Origin of the sequence: Bacteroides sp. 2_2_4 (assembly GCF_000157055.1) — a bacterium.
In the GTDB taxonomy this organism is placed as follows: domain Bacteria; phylum Bacteroidota; class Bacteroidia; order Bacteroidales; family Bacteroidaceae; genus Bacteroides; species Bacteroides ovatus.
In genome coordinates this window covers 26,766-43,600 of record NZ_EQ973376.1, presented here as the reverse complement: position 1 = coordinate 43,600, position 16,835 = coordinate 26,766, and the positions used below count along the sequence as shown (strand labels likewise).

23 protein-coding genes and 2 pseudogenes are annotated in these 16,835 nt (G+C 50.3%); 12 read left to right on the top strand and 13 right to left on the bottom strand.

Features of this window, described 5'->3' with window-relative positions; all coding sequences use genetic code 11:
* Window positions 1-10 precede the first annotated feature (10 nt).
* The 10 genes from BSCG_RS0128135 (at window position 11) to BSCG_RS01155 (ending at window position 6,111) form a co-directional block, all read left to right on the top strand.
* Complete coding sequence (locus BSCG_RS0128135; protein ID WP_005680492.1) at window positions 11-331, top strand: hypothetical protein; 321 nt, start codon at window positions 11-13, stop codon at window positions 329-331.
* Window positions 332-338: 7 nt separating this feature from the next.
* Window positions 339-626 (top strand): hypothetical protein, encoded by a 288-nt coding sequence (locus BSCG_RS01120; RefSeq protein ID WP_005680491.1) that lies wholly within the window; start codon window positions 339-341, stop codon window positions 624-626.
* 89 nt (window positions 627-715) lie between these two features.
* Window positions 716-1,648 carry a hypothetical protein gene (locus BSCG_RS01125; protein WP_008777491.1) on the top strand — a complete coding sequence of 311 codons (933 nt, stop codon included), beginning with the start codon at window positions 716-718 and terminating at the stop codon, window positions 1,646-1,648.
* Window positions 1,649-1,680: 32 nt separating this feature from the next.
* Complete coding sequence (locus BSCG_RS01130; protein ID WP_004309358.1) at window positions 1,681-2,184, top strand: DUF4313 domain-containing protein; 504 nt, start codon at window positions 1,681-1,683, stop codon at window positions 2,182-2,184.
* A 31-nt stretch (window positions 2,185-2,215) separates the two neighbouring features.
* Window positions 2,216-2,815: a hypothetical protein gene (locus tag BSCG_RS01135; protein ID WP_004309359.1), complete on the top strand. Its 600-nt coding sequence runs from the start codon at window positions 2,216-2,218 to the stop codon at window positions 2,813-2,815.
* Entirely contained in the window at window positions 2,812-3,444 is a 633-nt protein-coding gene (locus tag BSCG_RS01140) for a hypothetical protein (protein ID WP_004309361.1), read from the top strand. The genes BSCG_RS01135 and BSCG_RS01140 overlap by 4 nt, the downstream gene beginning before the upstream one ends.
* 1 nt (window position 3,445) lies before the next feature.
* A complete protein-coding gene (locus BSCG_RS0128130; protein WP_004309362.1) occupies window positions 3,446-3,655 on the top strand; it encodes a hypothetical protein in 210 nt (69 codons plus the stop codon).
* A 12-nt stretch (window positions 3,656-3,667) separates the two neighbouring features.
* The gene (locus BSCG_RS01145) at window positions 3,668-4,687 is read left to right on the top strand and encodes an LPD29 domain-containing protein (RefSeq protein ID WP_008777490.1); all 1,020 of its coding nucleotides are present in this window, start codon (window positions 3,668-3,670) and stop codon (window positions 4,685-4,687) included.
* Between the two features lie 10 nt (window positions 4,688-4,697).
* Window positions 4,698-5,399, top strand: coding sequence for a hypothetical protein (locus BSCG_RS01150; protein ID WP_004309364.1), 702 nt, complete (start codon window positions 4,698-4,700; stop codon window positions 5,397-5,399).
* Window position 5,400: 1 nt separating this feature from the next.
* Window positions 5,401-6,111 (top strand): hypothetical protein, encoded by a 711-nt coding sequence (locus BSCG_RS01155; RefSeq protein ID WP_032849864.1) that lies wholly within the window; start codon window positions 5,401-5,403, stop codon window positions 6,109-6,111.
* 60 nt (window positions 6,112-6,171) lie between these two features.
* Here the strand turns inward: BSCG_RS01155 and BSCG_RS01160 are convergent, their stop codons facing one another.
* Window positions 6,172-6,516, bottom strand: coding sequence for a hypothetical protein (locus tag BSCG_RS01160; RefSeq protein ID WP_008777488.1), 345 nt, complete (start codon window positions 6,514-6,516; stop codon window positions 6,172-6,174).
* Window positions 6,517-6,837: 321 nt separating this feature from the next.
* Between BSCG_RS01160 and BSCG_RS01165 the strand changes: the two genes are divergently transcribed.
* Together BSCG_RS01165 and BSCG_RS01170 are read left to right on the top strand one after the other, a co-directional pair.
* Window positions 6,838-7,128, top strand: coding sequence for a DUF4120 family protein (locus BSCG_RS01165; protein WP_005832116.1), 291 nt, complete (start codon window positions 6,838-6,840; stop codon window positions 7,126-7,128).
* A gap of 42 nt (window positions 7,129-7,170) precedes the next feature.
* Window positions 7,171-8,097 carry a hypothetical protein gene (locus BSCG_RS01170; protein WP_005832118.1) on the top strand — a complete coding sequence of 309 codons (927 nt, stop codon included), beginning with the start codon at window positions 7,171-7,173 and terminating at the stop codon, window positions 8,095-8,097.
* Window positions 8,098-8,188: 91 nt separating this feature from the next.
* Here the strand turns inward: BSCG_RS01170 and BSCG_RS01175 are convergent, their stop codons facing one another.
* The 12 genes and pseudogenes from BSCG_RS01175 to BSCG_RS30970 all read right to left on the bottom strand — a co-directional run.
* The gene (locus BSCG_RS01175; protein ID WP_005832121.1) at window positions 8,189-8,704 is read right to left on the bottom strand and encodes a glycoside hydrolase family protein; all 516 of its coding nucleotides are present in this window, start codon (window positions 8,702-8,704) and stop codon (window positions 8,189-8,191) included.
* 13 nt (window positions 8,705-8,717) lie between these two features.
* Window positions 8,718-9,224: a DUF3872 domain-containing protein gene (locus BSCG_RS01180; protein WP_005832123.1), complete on the bottom strand. Its 507-nt coding sequence runs from the start codon at window positions 9,222-9,224 to the stop codon at window positions 8,718-8,720.
* A 39-nt stretch (window positions 9,225-9,263) separates the two neighbouring features.
* The gene (locus BSCG_RS01185) at window positions 9,264-10,130 is read right to left on the bottom strand and encodes a toprim domain-containing protein (RefSeq protein ID WP_005832125.1); all 867 of its coding nucleotides are present in this window, start codon (window positions 10,128-10,130) and stop codon (window positions 9,264-9,266) included.
* Between the two features lie 13 nt (window positions 10,131-10,143).
* Window positions 10,144-10,715: pseudogene (locus tag BSCG_RS01190) on the bottom strand (conjugal transfer protein TraO).
* A 2-nt stretch (window positions 10,716-10,717) separates the two neighbouring features.
* On the bottom strand, window positions 10,718-11,701 hold the full coding sequence (traN, locus tag BSCG_RS01195; protein WP_005832129.1) for a conjugative transposon protein TraN: 984 nt from the start codon (window positions 11,699-11,701) through the stop codon (window positions 10,718-10,720).
* A 23-nt stretch (window positions 11,702-11,724) separates the two neighbouring features.
* On the bottom strand, window positions 11,725-12,993 hold the full coding sequence (gene traM, locus BSCG_RS01200; RefSeq protein WP_005832131.1) for a conjugative transposon protein TraM: 1,269 nt from the start codon (window positions 12,991-12,993) through the stop codon (window positions 11,725-11,727).
* The gene (locus tag BSCG_RS01205; RefSeq protein WP_008777483.1) at window positions 12,986-13,291 is read right to left on the bottom strand and encodes a TraL conjugative transposon family protein; all 306 of its coding nucleotides are present in this window, start codon (window positions 13,289-13,291) and stop codon (window positions 12,986-12,988) included. The genes traM and BSCG_RS01205 overlap by 8 nt, the downstream gene beginning before the upstream one ends.
* Window positions 13,292-13,303: 12 nt before the next feature.
* Window positions 13,304-13,927, bottom strand: coding sequence for a conjugative transposon protein TraK (gene traK, locus BSCG_RS01210; protein WP_005832135.1), 624 nt, complete (start codon window positions 13,925-13,927; stop codon window positions 13,304-13,306).
* A gap of 23 nt (window positions 13,928-13,950) precedes the next feature.
* Window positions 13,951-14,955 (bottom strand): conjugative transposon protein TraJ, encoded by a 1,005-nt coding sequence (traJ, locus tag BSCG_RS01215; protein WP_005832138.1) that lies wholly within the window; start codon window positions 14,953-14,955, stop codon window positions 13,951-13,953.
* 22 nt (window positions 14,956-14,977) lie between these two features.
* A complete protein-coding gene (locus tag BSCG_RS01220; RefSeq protein WP_005680468.1) occupies window positions 14,978-15,607 on the bottom strand; it encodes a DUF4141 domain-containing protein in 630 nt (209 codons plus the stop codon).
* A 40-nt stretch (window positions 15,608-15,647) separates the two neighbouring features.
* Entirely contained in the window at window positions 15,648-16,697 is a 1,050-nt protein-coding gene (locus tag BSCG_RS01225; RefSeq protein ID WP_005680467.1) for a hypothetical protein, read from the bottom strand.
* Between the two features lie 21 nt (window positions 16,698-16,718).
* A pseudogene (locus BSCG_RS30970) lies at window positions 16,719-16,835 on the bottom strand (conjugal transfer protein TraG); the annotation flags it as partial.

The window sequence follows — 16,835 nt, the reverse complement described above, 5'->3', positions numbered from 1 at the left end:
CATATACAGGATGGAAATCAACTTCAAAGGACCGGTAATGCCGGTTGACCCCTACTCGCAAATGGCGTTCGTGGAGATCCTGAACATTCTCCTGACGGCAAGGCACATCGTGGATGTGAACAGGTTCCTGATAAACAGGAATACCAATCCGCAATTCGGCTCGCTGTCAGGATATTTCAGGTGGTCGTTCTCCGGCAACCACTTCACGCTGTGGCAACGTATGGAATACAATTCCCCTGTCTGCTTCAGCCGGCGCATATTCAGCATCCATTTCGGGATACTGGCAAGCCGCAACAGGGAACGGAATAAAGACAGTCTGACACTAAACTGAACAGGATATGGACACCATAACGATAAGCAACAGGGAAATCGCGCTGATGGCTTTCGACAGGCTCCGCAAGGACGACAGGAAGGATTCCGCGCTGAAACTTGCCCGATGTATGCTGCATGGCACAAGCATATCCCTCGGCATAGGTGATATCGACTGGGAGATAGACAGGGCGATACAGCAGTGCGGAGGAGTGCCAAGAACAGGATACAGATACACGGCTTATTTCCACTTCAACCGGAATACGGAAATGGCAAAGGAAATATACGACAAGATCGTGAAGGAACTATATGGTTAGGAAACACACGGAGGCGGCTTGAAGGCCGCTTCTGTCATTTATAACGGTATGTACGGGAAAAGGAACCCTGCCGTACACAGGTAACAGAAATGGATGAACAGAAAACATTGACATTGGATTTCATCAAATCCCTGATGGAACCGGCCTATACGCTGGTATGGACGGACTATGATGACAATCTTGACAACCACCGCGGCCTGATTCAAAAATGCCTTGACAGCAAGAGCCGTGAGCATTTGTGGGAAGAGGCAGACGTGTGGTACAGCGATGCCGAATGGGAGGCTGTCCGTGGAATCATCGCGAAACTGAAAGAGAAATGTACCGTCTTTAATGACTTTGACGAAGAGGATGTGGATGACTTCTTCGATGAGCACGAAGATGAAATCCGTGACGAGATTTACAGCCGAAATGATTCGGATGTGATAAAGGAGCTGATAATGCATACGGACGACATCCCCATCCGGGTGGAGATGCTTTCCAACTATGACTGCATCAACTCCCACTGGTTTGAATCGCAGGGCGGTTACAGGTACGAGGAGTCCTATTTCGGGGACATGGTGGACAGCCTGAACCTCAATCCGGCGAGAGTAAAGAAAATCCTGACAAAGCACGGCTACAAGGCCTACGGGCGTTTCCCGAACCGTAAAAACCGGAACGGCAGGGAGCAGGTCTCATACGAACAGTTCTATGAGGAGCTTATCAATTCCTGCTGCGGGGCAAACCTGCTGACCTATATAGGCAGGGTGAACCTGAAAGAACTGTATGAAGCCGGCTTTTCATTGGAAGAGGTCGTTATCCCCAAAGGCAACTGTTGCGGACTTTTCAGTTCAACATATGGCGGCGGAAGCCTGCTTGAAATGGAACTGAAGAAAGACGTAAGGCTGAAATTGGAAGTGAAAGACTATCACGGTTTCCGTTTCCGGCTGGATGACGAACGTTCCAAGTATGAATGCTCCATCCGGCATGTGTACGGGGTGGATGACTCCTTTTTCGGTGAGAGGATAAGCCTTGTCGCCTCATAAAATCAAGTATCCACCATTAAAATCATAAAGTCATGGAAAAGAAATATGTCATCATCCTCTCCGAAGGAAAGGAATACCTGTGCTGTCACGAAGACGGCTGCTATTATGATGTATCCTGCCCGATGCGGTCATTTACTGAAGGCGAAGAAGATTTCGAAATCATGGATTCCGGTCAGAACCGGCATGGCAAGACATATCCATACCATAAAAGAAAATTGAAACTTGTCCCTGGGTTTTATCCGAATGGCTGGCTTGCCTTGAGCCTGGAAGTACCGAAGACCGGGGAAGCTTATACGGTACTGACCGTCAATCTGGAGGACTTTCCGGCCTTCGGGATTCCCGACAAGGCATTTGTTGACATCAACAACAATCCGGAAGCGATGGACTTTCTCATAAGATACAATCTTGCCGAAGATACGGGTTACAGGCGCAGGAGCGGATGGGTGGAATACCCGATGGTAAAACTGAACCTTCCCGAACTGTACCGGATATCACCGGCATACTTCGAGGAATCAGGACAACAATCAATCATGTAACATCAACAATCAACAACCCAATTATAGGAGTATGGCAAAATATGAAGTAAGGGTAAGATACGCCTTCGAGGGCACTTACATGGTAGCGGCAGGGAACCGCGAAGAAGCAAAAAGAATGGTAGAGGAAGACTGCGGTCTGGTACTGGGCGGCAATATCCACACGACACGCGATGATGACGAGGTAACGGACTGGAACTTCGGCATCCATCCCGAATCGCAGATACTCTCGATCAAGGAAACGGGCAGGAAAGCCCGGGCAAAATACATCGCGATGAATTTCAGCGACCGGATTGAGGAACTACGTAATGGCATCATTGAAGCGATACGGCAGTTGCTTCAGGCGCACTCACTGGCGGAACTTGCCTTTACGAACCGGGAAGATGACCCGGTATGGATAATCTGGTTCGGGAAAAACGGAGACCCGTATGAATGCCGGGTAACGGGTGTCCGGATAATGGAGGGCAGCCTGACCGTCATTGCCGAAGAGAAAGAAAGCGGTGATGAGGTGGAATGCTACGGCCCGTTTGAACTCGGCGCAAGGAATATAGACTGGCTCCATGAAATGTACGATGCTGCATGGCGGCAATTGGAAGAGACAAAAGATGTTGAACCCAAAACGGAAGAACCATGAAATATCAGGCGGAAAATGCAGTCTCCAGTTTCTTCTACTACATGTGGAACGCCTGGAGCAAGGAAGAATGCAAGGTAGTATTTGGAGATATGTACCGGCACTTTTGGGATAAATGGTCCGTGTCGGCAGACAATGCCATTTTCGGTGCCGCGGAACGGTTCTTTGCCGGATTGTCGGAGAACTATCAGAAGTTACTTGTTGAACGTGCCGTTACGCTTTATGACGGCAGGGCTTTCCGAAAAGAACCGGACGATTCCGACATCCTTGTATGCAAAGAATGCGGCTCACGGCAGTTGGAAATTCAAGTATGGATAAACGCCAACACGGATGAACGTATCAGCTATGTGTATGATGACAATGACGGGCACTGGTGTGACGGCAAATGGTGTGAAGAATGCGTTGACCAGACCTTTTTCTGTACCAAAGCGGAATTCACACAAAAGATGCAGTCCTGGTGGGAGTCATGTGGTCTTGAGTCAAAAGAACAAATCACAGGGTTGAAAGTCTGTGACTGTCCGCCTGCCGAAAGTCCGCAGACATTTGTCGATGCGGCAGGCCGGTGGTGGAACAGCCGGGACTACGAATATAAACGGGAAATCTATAATAAACATACCTCAAACAACGAATGATATGCAGACAAACATCATTGAACTGATAAGTAACTCATGCGGTTGCAGTCAGACGGAAGCGCAGGAATACCTGGATTCCGAAATCAGATACCTGCGTGAATTGCAGGAAGCGGATGACTTGAGGGGAGACGACATCGGGATGGCGTGCAGCAACCTCGGGCTTGACCTTGATTATCAGGAATATTTTATCAACCGCCTCGCAGGGGCATAAAGACTTATGGCTATGGCTTATTTTCAGAACATACACAGCATGGCGGATCTGAAGAAGGAATACCGCTGCCTGGCATTGCAGCACCATCCGGACAAGGGTGGTGACACTGCAATCATGCAACGGGTGAACACCGAGTTTGAAAAACTGTACGGGATATGGAAAGACAAACCGGATGTTTCAGCGGCTTCAACCGGATATGAACATGACTATCCGGGAGCCACGGCAAAGGAATACACCGAGTACGTGTATAACGAATACCGCTGGAAAGGCCGCAATTACAAGGGACAGCACGCGCCGGAAATCGTGGAACTGGTACGGGCATGGCTCAAGGAGACCTATCCGGGATACAAGTTCTCCGTCAGACGGGAGAATTGCCACTCCATCCATATCCGGTTGATGAAAGCGGATTTCGAGGCGTTCACCAAAGAGTCCGGAAAAGTTCAAGGCGATGTCAATCACCATCATATCCATTCAGACAAATCCTTGACGGACAGGGCAAAAGAAGTAATGATGAATATCTGCGATTTCATCATGTCGTACAATTTCGATGACAGCGACCCCATGACGGACTATTTCCATACCAACTTTTACCTGACGCTCGGAATCGGAAGTTACAAACAGCCGTACAAGGTGGAACCGCCCAGACTCGGCAGCAAAGACAAGCCGGAGGTATTCAAGCATCCGGAAGGTCCGGCACACAAGGCAATGCGCCGGGCATTGGGCAAAGCGCGTTTCGGCTTCATCGAAAGCCGGAAGTATGCCGGGGAAATAATTCTGGGGGAAGACTGTTTCGGCTCACGGGGCGAACTCTATTTTTGGCCGAAGGAATATTCAAGCGCAAAAATGGCCAAAAAACGCATCGACAAACTGGAGGAAGCCGGAATAAGGTGCGAACTCACCGGCTATAACGGAGGATACATCCGCCTGCTCGGGTACACCCCTGAGATGAGAGATTCCCTGGAACGGGAACGTCAGGAGTATGCCGCCGCGTATCAGGCATGGTACTCAAAACAGAATTTGAAAACAATCTGATTCAGGAATTATGGATACAAACAATTTGGACAAGTGGTGGTACGGACTTCCGGAAAACACCAGACAGGCTATAGGAGACGATGGGATATGGGAAAAACTGGATATGCCATCCCGTTCGGCGCTACACCGGTATTCCCTGCTTAGAATTTACGGAACGGCAAAAGACAGGGATGAGGAACGCACGCTGCTCAATGAAATCGCGTGTGGACTGGGCGACCTTGCCCTTGTCCGTAAAAACGGCATCGCGTTGGAGGAAATGTGCAACGGGAACGGGGAATTTTACGATGAATACCAGGAACAGTTCAACATATTATATGACAATTACGGACACATAATAGAAAATATAAGCTGGCCGGACTGGATCGGACATACAATTCCGACAAACAGGGAACTGGTCCGGTTATTGGAACACCACGGTTACAAGCGTATGGAAATCGATACCGACAGAAGAATCCCGAAAACTTTCTATGTTTTCCGTCGTGGGTTGCACATCAACGCAAGCGAGGACTTGTCTTACCACATCATACCGCAACAGGACAGTTTCGGACTGGGGCGTTTTGCGGTATGCGCAACCAAAGACGGTGAAAGCTCCCAACTGGGCACTGACTGTGCCCGGCTCTTTTTGAGGCGCTTCCTTGCCTTCCTGAAGGGTGAAAGAAGCGGGAAAGAGATTATAGATGAAATATTCAACAACCGACAAACTGAACGATAATATGAAAGCAAAAGTGTTCAAGTACAAGTCTGACGGGAATACCGTCGTGGCTCCTTATATGGAACTGGAGCCGTATGCGGAGAATGTATATCTCTCCCTGTCGAGAAAGAACGAAGACGGGAATGAAGACGATGACTGTTTCCATGTGGTCTGCCGGATTGAAAACGTTTATTTTTCCAGCGGGCAGTATTCACGCCGGTTTCTCAAGGGAGAAGGTTGCAGAGAGGAAGCCGCCACCTATTGCAGGAACTGGATTGCGGATACGCTTCAAAGTGCGGAAAGAGGAGCCTTCGTCAATTTGATCTCCGTTCGCGTGTTCGAGGCTCTCGGACTTGACACCACTTCCCTGGTGCAAGCCCGTGAGGAATATAAAAGAATACAGGAGCAGAAACGCAGGGAGCAGAAGGAGAAAGAGGCGGAAGAGCGCAGAGTGCAGGAAGAGCAACATCAGCGGCTACTCAATGAACAGAAAGAGAAATTCCTGGACGGGGAACGGATCACGGGAGAAATGTTCGTTGAAATCACCGGAAGGGACGGTTTTGACATCCATATCAGAACCAAAGGGACATTCAACAGGCATGTGAGGGGCATTGACAGGAACGGCACCGTCAGTTTCCGGAAAATCAAGGGCTGCCGGACTCCGGACTTTACCGGATGCCATAAGGCCGTGTCCGCCTATCTGGCGTTCATTACAGAAAAAGAGGGCAAATAATTAAATCCGGGGCGGTAACGGTCTGCTCCATGCAGCTGTTACCGCTACCGGCTTCCGGCCTCACAATTCACGGTTCAGCGCCATTGCCAGCGGAAACATCAACCGGTTATAGGCTTTAAGCTTTTGCAAATTCAGTACATATCCGGCATAGGGATTGGTCAGATCGGTATAGAAGAATACATCGGTAAATCCTGAGTGTTCCTCCACGACTTCACCCTCCAACGGAATCTCCTCCACATTGAACCGCTCCAGAGGCAGTTCTTCCAGACGGGTCTGTTCCGCATTTCCCAACACATTGAGGTTACGGTTAAACAGCACGAATCCTTTCTTCCTGTAATCCACACGCATACCGTACGGACGCTCCACAAGGAAAGCATCCGCCGCTTTCTTTATATAGTTTTCCATAAAACTGAAATTAGAATTGCAAAAATACATCTTTTGTCCGGCAATGGCGAACAAATCAGGAAGAGAATCGCCACAGACCATGCAAAGCACACTACCGTGTATTTTATTTCCCACCCTGCAAAGGTAGTCCCGTGTCCGGTGTACCCTGTCAAGGTCAGGCCCCTTGCGGGGTTGGCTGAAAGAAAATCATCCTCGCCTGACGGCTGCGGTATTTTCTTTCGCCAAACCTTGCGGGTACGATCACGGGACAGTCTGGCAGGCGAGAAATAAAAATACCGGCTCCCGGAGCCGGACGTGTTTAACAGATAAAATTCAAAAGTCATGAAAATCCTGAATGAAGAACATTTCGAGAATGTAAAGCGTTATGCCGAATCCATCGGTGACACCTCGCTCCAAAAATGCCTGGAGCGGTTGAAGAGCTGGGAAGAAAATCCCGACCATCCCTGCGAAATCTCACTCTACTATGACCATGCCCCGTACTCGTTCGGCTTTACACAATGTTATCCCGACGGAAGGACAGGCATCGTGGGCGGTCTGCTCTATCACGGAATACCGGACCGCTCTTTTGCCGTAACACTACAACCGTTCCACGGATGGCAGATACACACCTGATAAAAGACAAACGACAGTATTAACTTCATAAAATTCAAGATTATGGAAACGACATTGGCAGTAATGGAAAGACAACAGCAGTTTGACTTCCAGAAAAACGGAATTGAAGTGATGAACTTCGAGACGCTTCAGCGTACCTACAAGGAAAACGACATCTACAACAACCCGGTGCAAGGTATCTACCATTACCAGGTCATCCGGCGCATGATGGACATCTGCGAGAAATACAATCTCGACTATGAGGTGGAGGAAATCTTCGCGGCCCAGAACAGGAACAAGACGCAGCCGGGAGTAAGCATCCTTCCGCAGGTGGAACAGACACATGGCGAAAAAGCCGTGGAAGCGCACATCCTGCGCCGTATCTTCGCCACCATCCGGATCAAGGACTGGGAGACGGACGAACTGACCACAACATTGGTCGTCGCCTACCACCAGGACGGCATACAGGCAGCCATAGGTCCCTGCGTGCTAATCTGTCATAACCAGTGTATCCTTTCACCCGAGCGAAGTGTCTGCAATTACGGCAAGAAGAAAGTCTCGACGGAAGAGGTGTTCGAAACCGTGGACGGCTGGCTTGCCAATTTCGAGGTGAACATGAACGAGGACATCGAACGCATACAACGGCTGAAACGCCGGGTTATATCTATGGAGGAAATCTATATGTATATAGGTCTGTTGACCGCGTTGCGCGTCTCCCACGACAGTTCGGACAGGAATCTGTCATCCTCCGTGGAAACCTATCCTCTGAACCAAGGGCAAATTTCTATATTCACGGAAGAGGTGCTTAAACTGGCTATGACCAAAGGGCAGATTACCGCTTGGGAGCTATACAATATAGCCACAGAGATATACAAGCCCGGAAAAACGGACTTCCCGGCACTGATTCCACAAAACGGAGCAATGGCGGAACTACTGCTTTCCCATCTGCCGGAAGCAGCTGAAGTACAGGATGCCGTTCCGGTAAGCTGACATACAAGCCGCACAAATGGCCTGATTCCGACAATACGCATAAGGGAGAACCTGACAGTCGAAAACAACTGAAAGATTCTCCCTTTTTCATTTACTTCTCAAAAAGCAGCATATATTCCACTTTCCTTCTCCGTTCGATGCTCGGAACCACTTTCCCCTTGTAGCATCTGAAGGAGACATATTCCTTATAGATATCGCGGTCACCCGACTCCAGTTTTTTCAACAGCCGGCTCTTGGGTATTTTTCCATACCCTTTGATACGGGAACAGCCCACATTATACGCAAGAACACTAACGATCAAAGAATCACGTCCCAGATAACTGAACATACGGCACAACTTACGGAGGTCTGCTCTCAGAATGGAATCACCTTGTGCTTTTGTAATACTGTTGGTAAACCTCTCCCCGGGAAGAACTTTGTGCCCCCACCCGACATAAGGCCAATGCTTTTTCTCTCCATGCCAACCCTCGAATCGCTTGACACACTCGACCGCAATACTGAACCTGTCCGGACTTGCCTTTATCGGATTCTCCGCCCTCGACGGCATACCCGGAAAAAAGACCGTGATGGAAAGCACCGCAAACCATATTGCTTTTAACTTCATCATAGGCAGGACCGGCTTAGTGTCCGACAATTGTGACCGGCAATTCCTTGCTATCCGCAGTCACGACGGAATCCTCGTCCTCCGCCTCGTTGTTGAAATCAAAAGTCAATTGGCAAATCTGTGCCGGTTCGCTGTTGTCCTCGAAATAGATGTCTATCGTCTGCTGGTTCTCGCTTTCAGAAGTGTAGTATAGCCTGAACACCTCCCTGTCAAGGGGATAGCGGTCATTGGGCAGCAACACCATCCCGTCATCCATACGGAGTGTACCCTTGCCGTCCGGCTGGAAATATCGGATGGTGTAGCGGGCATCGGAAAACCGTCCTTCACGTTTGAGTTCACACCGTATTTCCACCGTCTCACCTTTCACAATACGTGTGGGGACAGGCAGGGTCTCCACCTTGAACGGATAGGACTGCTGTACATCCATTTCATCATTGCAGGCGGACAACAGACAAGCCGCCAGACCCAGGAACAGGATTGCCATCATTCCGGCCAATTCTCTTTTTTTATTCAATGCATTCATATTCAATCAGATTTTAATACGTTATACTTAATTCTATTTTTACAGAAACTTGTTCTGCAGGTATTCGTTCAGATCCTTGTATCCTTTGTACAAAGAGGAACAGTCCACTATTTTATCCGCATAGCGTTTGCGGAGCGCCTCCAGCGTGCGCCGTCCGGCTTCGTCCCGGTCCAGGTAACAGTTGACTCTCTCATATCTGTCAAGAACGGGGAACGAGCGTTCCAGCAATGCCACCGAGTTCAGTACGAGATAGTCGTCGCCACATCCCAATTCGAGTTGCATCCACGAGAGGCAGTCGATAAACCCCTCGAAGAGATTGCAAGTATCCGAACCGTTGTCCATCAGCGAAATGTCTTTCGGAGAGAGACTGGCCTTAAAAAAGCGGTTGCGCACCTCGTACCCACCGCTGACATTCCTGAAACCGATGGCGAAATACCGCTTCCCGTGCAAGGTGTACCTGATCTCCTTGCAGTTCGGCATAGCCACATCACCGCTAATGCCACGTTCCGCCAGATAACGGAGCAGGACGCTGTTGTGCAGCGGTCCGGACTGTACCTTCGTGAAACTTTCCTGCCTATGGGAATCTTCCCTGTCATTTTCCCCGGAACGGGAAACGGTCTTGTGTTCGGGAGCAAGACCGCCCCATATCCCTGTGATGAACCTGGCCTGCGCCTTGAAATCCCCGCTGCCGATAAACTCCCCCGCAAGGGTGAATATGTCGCCTCCCTGTCCGGTACCGAAGTCATGCCATATATCCTTACGGACATTCAACTGGAACGAGGCGGTGCGCTCCTCCCGGTACGGGGCCAGATACCAATATTCATCCCCCCGTCTTCTTGCCGGTTCATATCCCATCCGTGCCAGAAAAACGGCGATTGGAATGTCTCTTATCTCTTCTATAGTCATAAGCGATACGGTTCTAATGGATTATGAATTTGACACCCAGACCGAATTGTGTCGTGAACAGGTCCAGCGAGCTTCCCCACAATACACGTTCCCGGATAGCGGCAAGAAGGACGATGCGTCTGTCACGTATGCCTCAAGTTCCAGGGTTATCGCGCCGCCATAGACAAACGCATCCTTGGCGAGCAGCCTCGAACCGTCATACAGTATCCTCTCGCCCCAGTTCACGGTCTCATAGCCGGCCAGTGCGGAACCGCCGACCGAGAGGAAGACCGTCTTTGTCGGATCAGACAGGAATTTCAGATAATAGCCGCCTTCTGCCGTGAACTGCGCACGGGGTACGCTCGCATCCCGATACCCATAATTCTTCATCAGATACTCGGCGCCTATGACCCAGCGGTTGGCTTTTGGGGTGTATCCGGAAACGGCAAATCCGGTATAATAATTCAAGGGGGACTTTGAGCCGTTCGCAAATCCTCCGCGCAGTTCCACGCCCTTCATCCCGGGCAGGTACCGCTGGGCGTGCGCCCGCCCTGAAAACAGGGCAAGCGACACGGCTGTAACAAAAAGGAACAGATACTTCTTCATGGCTACTTCACTTTAAGTTCGTTGATAACCCCGGCTCTCACGATGTCCTCACTTTCCACGGTGAAGGTCTGGTGTCTGCCACCGCCTTTCTCGTGCATCTCCACCATCAGCACCTTGTCCGAGGGGATGGTGAATTTGTCGAAGACGAAAACGGTGCGCCCGTCCTTTTTCCCCGCGACGGACGTTACATAGTCGTAAGCACGCAGTGGGAATATCACCTGTTCCTGAATGGCGGTACGTTTCATCAGCTTCTTGTCCACAATTTTAAAAGTCACGAAATCCACCTCATAAGGCACGTTGGAGCGGTTTTTTATCTGTGTATGAAAATAAAGCAAGCCGTTGTGCGTATAGAGTCCGCGGAGCAGGTACTGGATGCCGAACGCCTTGCTTCCGATATGCTTGATGTGCCGTCTGTTGTCCTTGTGGATGGACTTCGAGATAAGGTGTACCAATTTAGGCGATTCACAGCCCAATTCCTTCAGGTAGATGTCAAGGGCGTTGTTGGGGCGGTTCACCTCACTTCCGTCATGAATGAAATCCTTCATCTCGATATTCAGCAGCAGCGGCTCTTCCGCATACTTCACATTGAAGGTGTAAAAACTTCCGCTTTCGGTAATCACGGACATGTTGGTCTCCTCACGGAAGTCCTTCACGGTGGTCTTTACACGGATGACATTCTCCGCACCGTCCGCCTTGCCTGCAATGAGGTTCGGAGAACCGAGATCCACATAACGCACCGATGACGGGAAAATGATGTGCGTGGTCTTTCCATAGGTCACTTCCAGCCCGTATGGAGGTATCATCCTGTCAAAGGTGAGTTTACGGGTCAGACCGTGATAGAGGTCTCCGTCCTCCTCTTTTTGAGGATACACTTCCTTGGCCAGTGTGACGGCATTGTTTACCGCCGCTACGCTGTCGGCTTCATTTTGGGCGAAAGCGCCCACAGTGCCCCATGCAAGGGCAAGCATTACAAAAAACTTTTTCATGTCGATTGAATTTTAATGGATTGTTATTGATCGTTGTCTTGATAAAGCATCAGGGTATAGCCTGACTTGAGATGCGCCTTCTCTTCACGCATCTTCCGGGATATGTACTGCGAGACACCTTGTATGGCACCCTTTCCGAGTTCGGAAAGCAGCTGGTCACCTGCCGACTGGTTGGTGATGGAGATGCTCGTGCCGAGATTCTGCCCCAGATTGGCGGCAACCTCCCTGACGGCGTTAGCCTCCATTGACCCCGGAATGAAGATGCCGCCCTGTCCGTCATTGTCATACACGGCAAGTTCCACGGGGATGATGGTACCGCCATATTCCACCTGAAGGATATTGACGTGAAGCCTTTCACCCTGTATGCGCCCTTCTCCGGTAAGCAGGGAGTTTTTGGGCAGGATATGCTTCCCTACACGCATTGGCTCCAGCAGTCTCATCCTCACTCCCTGACCGCTGATGACGGTCTGGTCCCCGTGGATGCAGGCCCGGATGGTATTCCTCACATTTCTCTCTTCTTTATGACCGATTGGCGTGTGGAATCTTTCCGGTTGTGCCATTCCTGTAAGCTGTATAGAATCACTGACAGGCTGCGGCAACGATGATACCACCGGTGTGGAAACCAGCCCCACGGGAACGGCTTTCGCCTTTCCGTTCCGCCCGGGACTTTCATTATCGGAACGGCTGTCCGTATTCACACTGCCATTGCCCGGCATATACCTGGCCGCAAGCTCATAGGATTTTTCCAGGAGAGCTACCTGCTCCTCGTAACCCGGCTGCGCGTTCTGTGCGGCGACCGCCTGCTTGAGTTGTTCCACCTCGGCTTTCAACGCCTCCTTCTCCGGATCTTCCTGCGGTGACTCGTAAAAGTTGCCGAGCGTCCTGTTGATGTCATTGTAGGCGGAGACGGATGAAGAACAGGCTTCATTCCTTCTGTCACCTTCACGAGAACTGCCATCCTTGGCATCCGCATCCGGTGACAATTCCACGACAGTCCCGGAGTTCCCGTCTGCCATCCCGGAGAAATCCTCCAGCGTACGCAGTTTTTCCGTCTGTTTGCGTTTCATGTCAGCCTGCTCATAGGCGGCAATCTTGTCCCCTTCTATGCCCGCTTCCCTCGGATCGGGAAGCTCGGTGTTGAATCCCGCATTTTTTTCCTCTTTCTTTTTTTCCTCTTCGGACGGTGCGAAAATGAGCCACATCGCTCCGAGGAACAGGAGGAACATCCCGGCAAAAACCAGGTATTTCCTGATTTCCAGCCTCTGTTTCAATTTATTGACGTCATTACTCATTTTCTTTCTGATTGAATCGGTTAAAAAACTCTTCCATTTCCTGCACCCTTTTATCCGGGAGTGTATCGGCAGGAACGACATCCGGAATTTCTATCGGGGGTATCTCTATGATTTCCGGCCGTACATCCTCCCGTCCGATGTCATGGATGGCACGGAAAATCATATAGAAATTTCCGATGGCAAACAGGGCAGCCAGCATGACAATTGCCGGCACTCTCTTTTCCGGGCTAAGCCCGGCACACAGCTTCCGCAGCTTTTCTTCCACGGATTCCTTGATTTTTACAAACATCTTTTTCATACATTCTGAATTTTAACGGTCATACACTCTTATATCCCTGTTCTCCACCACACGGAAGGCTTCGAGGATGAAGCCGTGCGGATTATTGTCGCTGCGGGTGGAGTTCAGCAGCCTGCCACGCGTGACGAGGCTGCGCTCGGTCACGCTCTTCTCCCTGATAATGGAGAGTTTCGCGTAGGTCACGACCTCATACGGATAGGTATGGAAATCGCACTTGACGCTGTCAATCCCTACACGCTGGTTCACGTTACCCGAAATTATCCGGTTGTAATATCCCTGCTCTGCCAGATCCACATAATGGGCATAGGCGGAACGGTCACTGAGGAACATGGCCCTCCGGATATTGCCTTCAATCGCATTCTTGTCGGGCGAGAGCGTAAAGAACAGTTCGTGGAACCGTCTGACATGCTCCCTTGCTTCCACCGGGCGGTTCTGCTCCAGGTCTTGTGAAAGGGCCAGCATCAGTGACTTGCCTTCATCCAGCACATAGATCTTCTCCCGTTGCGCTTCCGCGAAACTGTAAGCCTTCCATACGGAAAATCCCACAAGCAGGGTGCATACACACAGATAGACGATTCCGAACAGACGCAGGTGTCGGAAGCTGCTCTCGATATTTTTCAATGATTTGAATTCCATTCTGTAAATGTTTTATACTGTTATTACTTGATAAGCCTGCCGGCAATGTTTCCCACCGCCGCTCCGGCAGTCCCGGCCACCACGGAGCCTGTCTTGGATGCCGCCTGGTTCACGTTCTTTCCATAATTGCCCGCACCGCCTCCGGCCTGCACAATCCAGTTCGATACGGTCGGGATGGTGAAATACCCGATGATGCCGATAATGAGGAAAGTGATGTAAACCCCGTTTGAGCTGTCGGGGATGAAATCCGGGTCGGAAAGCTGTTCGATGTCCCTCTGCAGCATCAATATCTGGATTCTCGCCAGCACGCTGCTGAACAGGTCGCTTACGGGAAGCCACAGGTAGATACTGATGTAGCGGACGAACCACTGGCTGAGAGAAGCCTGGAAACCGTCCCAGCAGGAGATGGCAAAGGAAACGGGACCGAGTATCGAAAGCACGATCAGGAAGAATGTCCTCAGCGTGTCGATGACCAGCGCCGCCGCATTGAACAGGAGTTCCAGCAGTTCGCGGAAGAAATTCTGCACGGCCCTTTTCATGTTGTACATGGCACGGTCCACATACATTCCGCAAGCTTCTATAGCGTCAAACGCGCCCAGCTCGTCCAGCCTGTTGTCAAAAGTCTCCTTGTCGACCAGATAGGCTGTCTCGGGATTCCGTTTCATCGCCTCAGTCTCCAGCTTGTCCTTCTGCGCCCTGTACTCGTTCATGTCAAAGGTCTGCGACTCCAATATGGTATGGGTCCCTTTCACGACGGGCGAGAGGATGCTGTTCAGCGTACCCAGAACGAGTGTCGGAAAGAACATGATACAAAGCCCCAAGGCGAACGGACGCAAAAGTGGAAAGACATCCACAGGCTCGGCACGGGCCAGAGCCTGCCATACACGATACGCCACATAGAAAAGCGCTCCCAAACCGGCAAGGCCTCTTGCCACACCGGTCATCTTTGAGCAGAGCGGCATCATTTCCACATACAGATTCTGTAAAATCTGATGCAGGTTGTCAAAATCTATAGCCAACAATAACATAATGAAAGCGGATTAGGAATAATTACCAATAACGTTCGTTCGGTGAGCCGTAGAGTGCCATCACGCGGTCCAGGTCGTTCCGTTTCTTGGCGCGCAGGTAGGACACCCCGATGTTCTTGTTGGTGTAATACTGCACCAGGCTACGGTTTTGCAGCATGTCGTTGTAGCAGCGGTCGATAATGTCCATACGTTCCTTGTCGTTCATCGAAAGGCCGTTCTCGTTGACCACCGTCTTCAGGTCGTTCAGCAGGTGGGCACTTTCTTCCAGCAGTTTGGTGTACCCAAGGGCAATGGCACTCAGTTCTTCCGGTGTAAAATACGGATCGCTGAGCATACGCTCGAAGTTGGTGACATAGATGTCCGTGATATCTCCCACCATCAGGACGGTCTGCTGGACTTTGCGGGCATCCCGGACAAGGTTCTTGACCTTGCGCAATCCGTCGTAATACTCCTTGCCCTGCTTGTAGATTTTTACAGTCTCCTGAAAATTATTCGCCATATTAGTGGCTGTGGAGGACGTGTGAACAATGTTCTTGGCGGCATTGATGATGCCCTGTGCTAGATTGCCCGGGTCGCTCACGACCCATTGCGCTTTTGCTGTGAGGCTGGCAAGGAAGCAGCCCATGCACAGCATGAGAATTTTCTTTTTCATGATGTTTCTGTTTTAATGGTGAATAAAAATCTGTTGAAAGTCAAAGTCCCATTTTTCGCCCTTTGGACGGCGGATTACGGAGGATAGGCTTGTGCACCGGTCTCGGACGGTCTACCTCTGCCACTTTTTCTTTCCCGTGTCTGAGGGATGCGAAGAATTCGTCAGCATAAGGTCTGCGGCTGGTAACCCGGACTAATCTGTTATCCAGTTCTTTGTAGGCTTTCTGTGCCTGACGGGATTGTTCTTCCGGGGCTGCGGTCTTGTCAATACCGTATTTGACCAGAAAATCCGGTTGCACATTGATAAGGTCGTTTGAAGCATCCGGTGACACGGCGATACGCCCCAATTTGTCAAGCTCCCGGTCAAGTCCCTCAAGATAGAAGTCCGGCAGACGGACTCCGGGGATATTCTCGACCGCCTTTTCAGCCGCCGCGCACATCTCGGCTTCTATACGGGGAATGTTCATCCTGACATCAGGCTCAATGCAGCAGTCATCCCTGTCCATCAGATAGCTTTCGAGCCATTCATAGGTACTGCATTTGTCCTCAATGCCATAGCGCAGCTTGACGTAGGTCGATGGCACCATGCTGTATGAGGCGAGTTCGCATAGTTCAGATACATCCCGGCTCTTTCTCTGGAAGTCCAATATTCTTATTGCGGATATTACTTCACTATGTGGCGGGCGTTCAATTCTATTCATCGGATATTTCGTACATCCCCAATCACGCATAATGGTGTACATTGCGAACAAACCATGCACTGATGTGGCTTCCCATGGTGGGATATCCGTCAGTTGAGAGCCGTGTTTCGCCATAAATGGAGTATCCGTCAATACATCCATCATATCTACGGATTCCTTGTTCATCGTTGATATGGGAGAATCGAAGGGTTCGGATTTCGCTATCAGCAGGGCGATCTGTTCAATAGCTTTTTCCGAATGACTGTACTCCCGGATAAGCTTTGCAAGTTCCCCGTGATTGTACACACCGGCAAGACGTTTGGCTTTTTGAGCAATCTCCTGCAATTCCCGGTGGTCCGGTTCCCGGAAGCGACCGACAATCCGATGTCTTATCCATTCGGTAAATTTCATGTCTTTCTTGATTTTTGAATGTTACTTACTGTTACGTTTGCTCTCTGCGAGCTGCCTTATTGCAAGCTCTATGTTGCCGCCGAGTTTGTCCGTAAGGCGCATGAGTTCCAGTTTTTCCGTTTCTTCAGTGGTGTAGCA

Coding starts and splice junctions, on each gene's coding strand:
- BSCG_RS01175 (WP_005832121.1), bottom strand. CDS start 8,704: ATGATGAAGTTAAAAGCAATATGGTTTGCGGTGCTTTCCATCACGGTC.
- BSCG_RS01160 (WP_008777488.1), bottom strand. CDS start 6,516: ATGGAAAACTATATAAAGAAAGCGGCGGATGCTTTCCTTGTGGAGCGT.
- traN (WP_005832129.1), bottom strand. CDS start 11,701: ATGAAAAAGTTTTTTGTAATGCTTGCCCTTGCATGGGGCACTGTGGGC.
- BSCG_RS01220 (WP_005680468.1), bottom strand. CDS start 15,607: ATGAAAAAGAAAATTCTCATGCTGTGCATGGGCTGCTTCCTTGCCAGC.
- BSCG_RS01170 (WP_005832118.1), top strand. CDS start 7,171: ATGGAAACGACATTGGCAGTAATGGAAAGACAACAGCAGTTTGACTTC.
- BSCG_RS01125 (WP_008777491.1), top strand. CDS start 716: ATGGATGAACAGAAAACATTGACATTGGATTTCATCAAATCCCTGATG.
- traK (WP_005832135.1), bottom strand. CDS start 13,927: ATGGAATTCAAATCATTGAAAAATATCGAGAGCAGCTTCCGACACCTG.
- BSCG_RS01155 (WP_032849864.1), top strand. CDS start 5,401: ATGAAAGCAAAAGTGTTCAAGTACAAGTCTGACGGGAATACCGTCGTG.
- BSCG_RS01165 (WP_005832116.1), top strand. CDS start 6,838: ATGAAAATCCTGAATGAAGAACATTTCGAGAATGTAAAGCGTTATGCC.
- BSCG_RS01130 (WP_004309358.1), top strand. CDS start 1,681: ATGGAAAAGAAATATGTCATCATCCTCTCCGAAGGAAAGGAATACCTG.
- BSCG_RS01225 (WP_005680467.1), bottom strand. CDS start 16,697: ATGAAATTTACCGAATGGATAAGACATCGGATTGTCGGTCGCTTCCGG.
- traM (WP_005832131.1), bottom strand. CDS start 12,993: ATGAGTAATGACGTCAATAAATTGAAACAGAGGCTGGAAATCAGGAAA.
- BSCG_RS01205 (WP_008777483.1), bottom strand. CDS start 13,291: ATGAAAAAGATGTTTGTAAAAATCAAGGAATCCGTGGAAGAAAAGCTG.
- BSCG_RS01140 (WP_004309361.1), top strand. CDS start 2,812: ATGAAATATCAGGCGGAAAATGCAGTCTCCAGTTTCTTCTACTACATG.
- traJ (WP_005832138.1), bottom strand. CDS start 14,955: ATGTTATTGTTGGCTATAGATTTTGACAACCTGCATCAGATTTTACAG.
- BSCG_RS01120 (WP_005680491.1), top strand. CDS start 339: ATGGACACCATAACGATAAGCAACAGGGAAATCGCGCTGATGGCTTTC.
- BSCG_RS01135 (WP_004309359.1), top strand. CDS start 2,216: ATGGCAAAATATGAAGTAAGGGTAAGATACGCCTTCGAGGGCACTTAC.
- BSCG_RS0128130 (WP_004309362.1), top strand. CDS start 3,446: ATGCAGACAAACATCATTGAACTGATAAGTAACTCATGCGGTTGCAGT.
- BSCG_RS01145 (WP_008777490.1), top strand. CDS start 3,668: ATGGCTTATTTTCAGAACATACACAGCATGGCGGATCTGAAGAAGGAA.
- BSCG_RS01150 (WP_004309364.1), top strand. CDS start 4,698: ATGGATACAAACAATTTGGACAAGTGGTGGTACGGACTTCCGGAAAAC.
- BSCG_RS0128135 (WP_005680492.1), top strand. CDS start 11: ATGGAAATCAACTTCAAAGGACCGGTAATGCCGGTTGACCCCTACTCG.
- BSCG_RS01185 (WP_005832125.1), bottom strand. CDS start 10,130: ATGACTATAGAAGAGATAAGAGACATTCCAATCGCCGTTTTTCTGGCA.
- BSCG_RS01180 (WP_005832123.1), bottom strand. CDS start 9,224: ATGAATGCATTGAATAAAAAAAGAGAATTGGCCGGAATGATGGCAATC.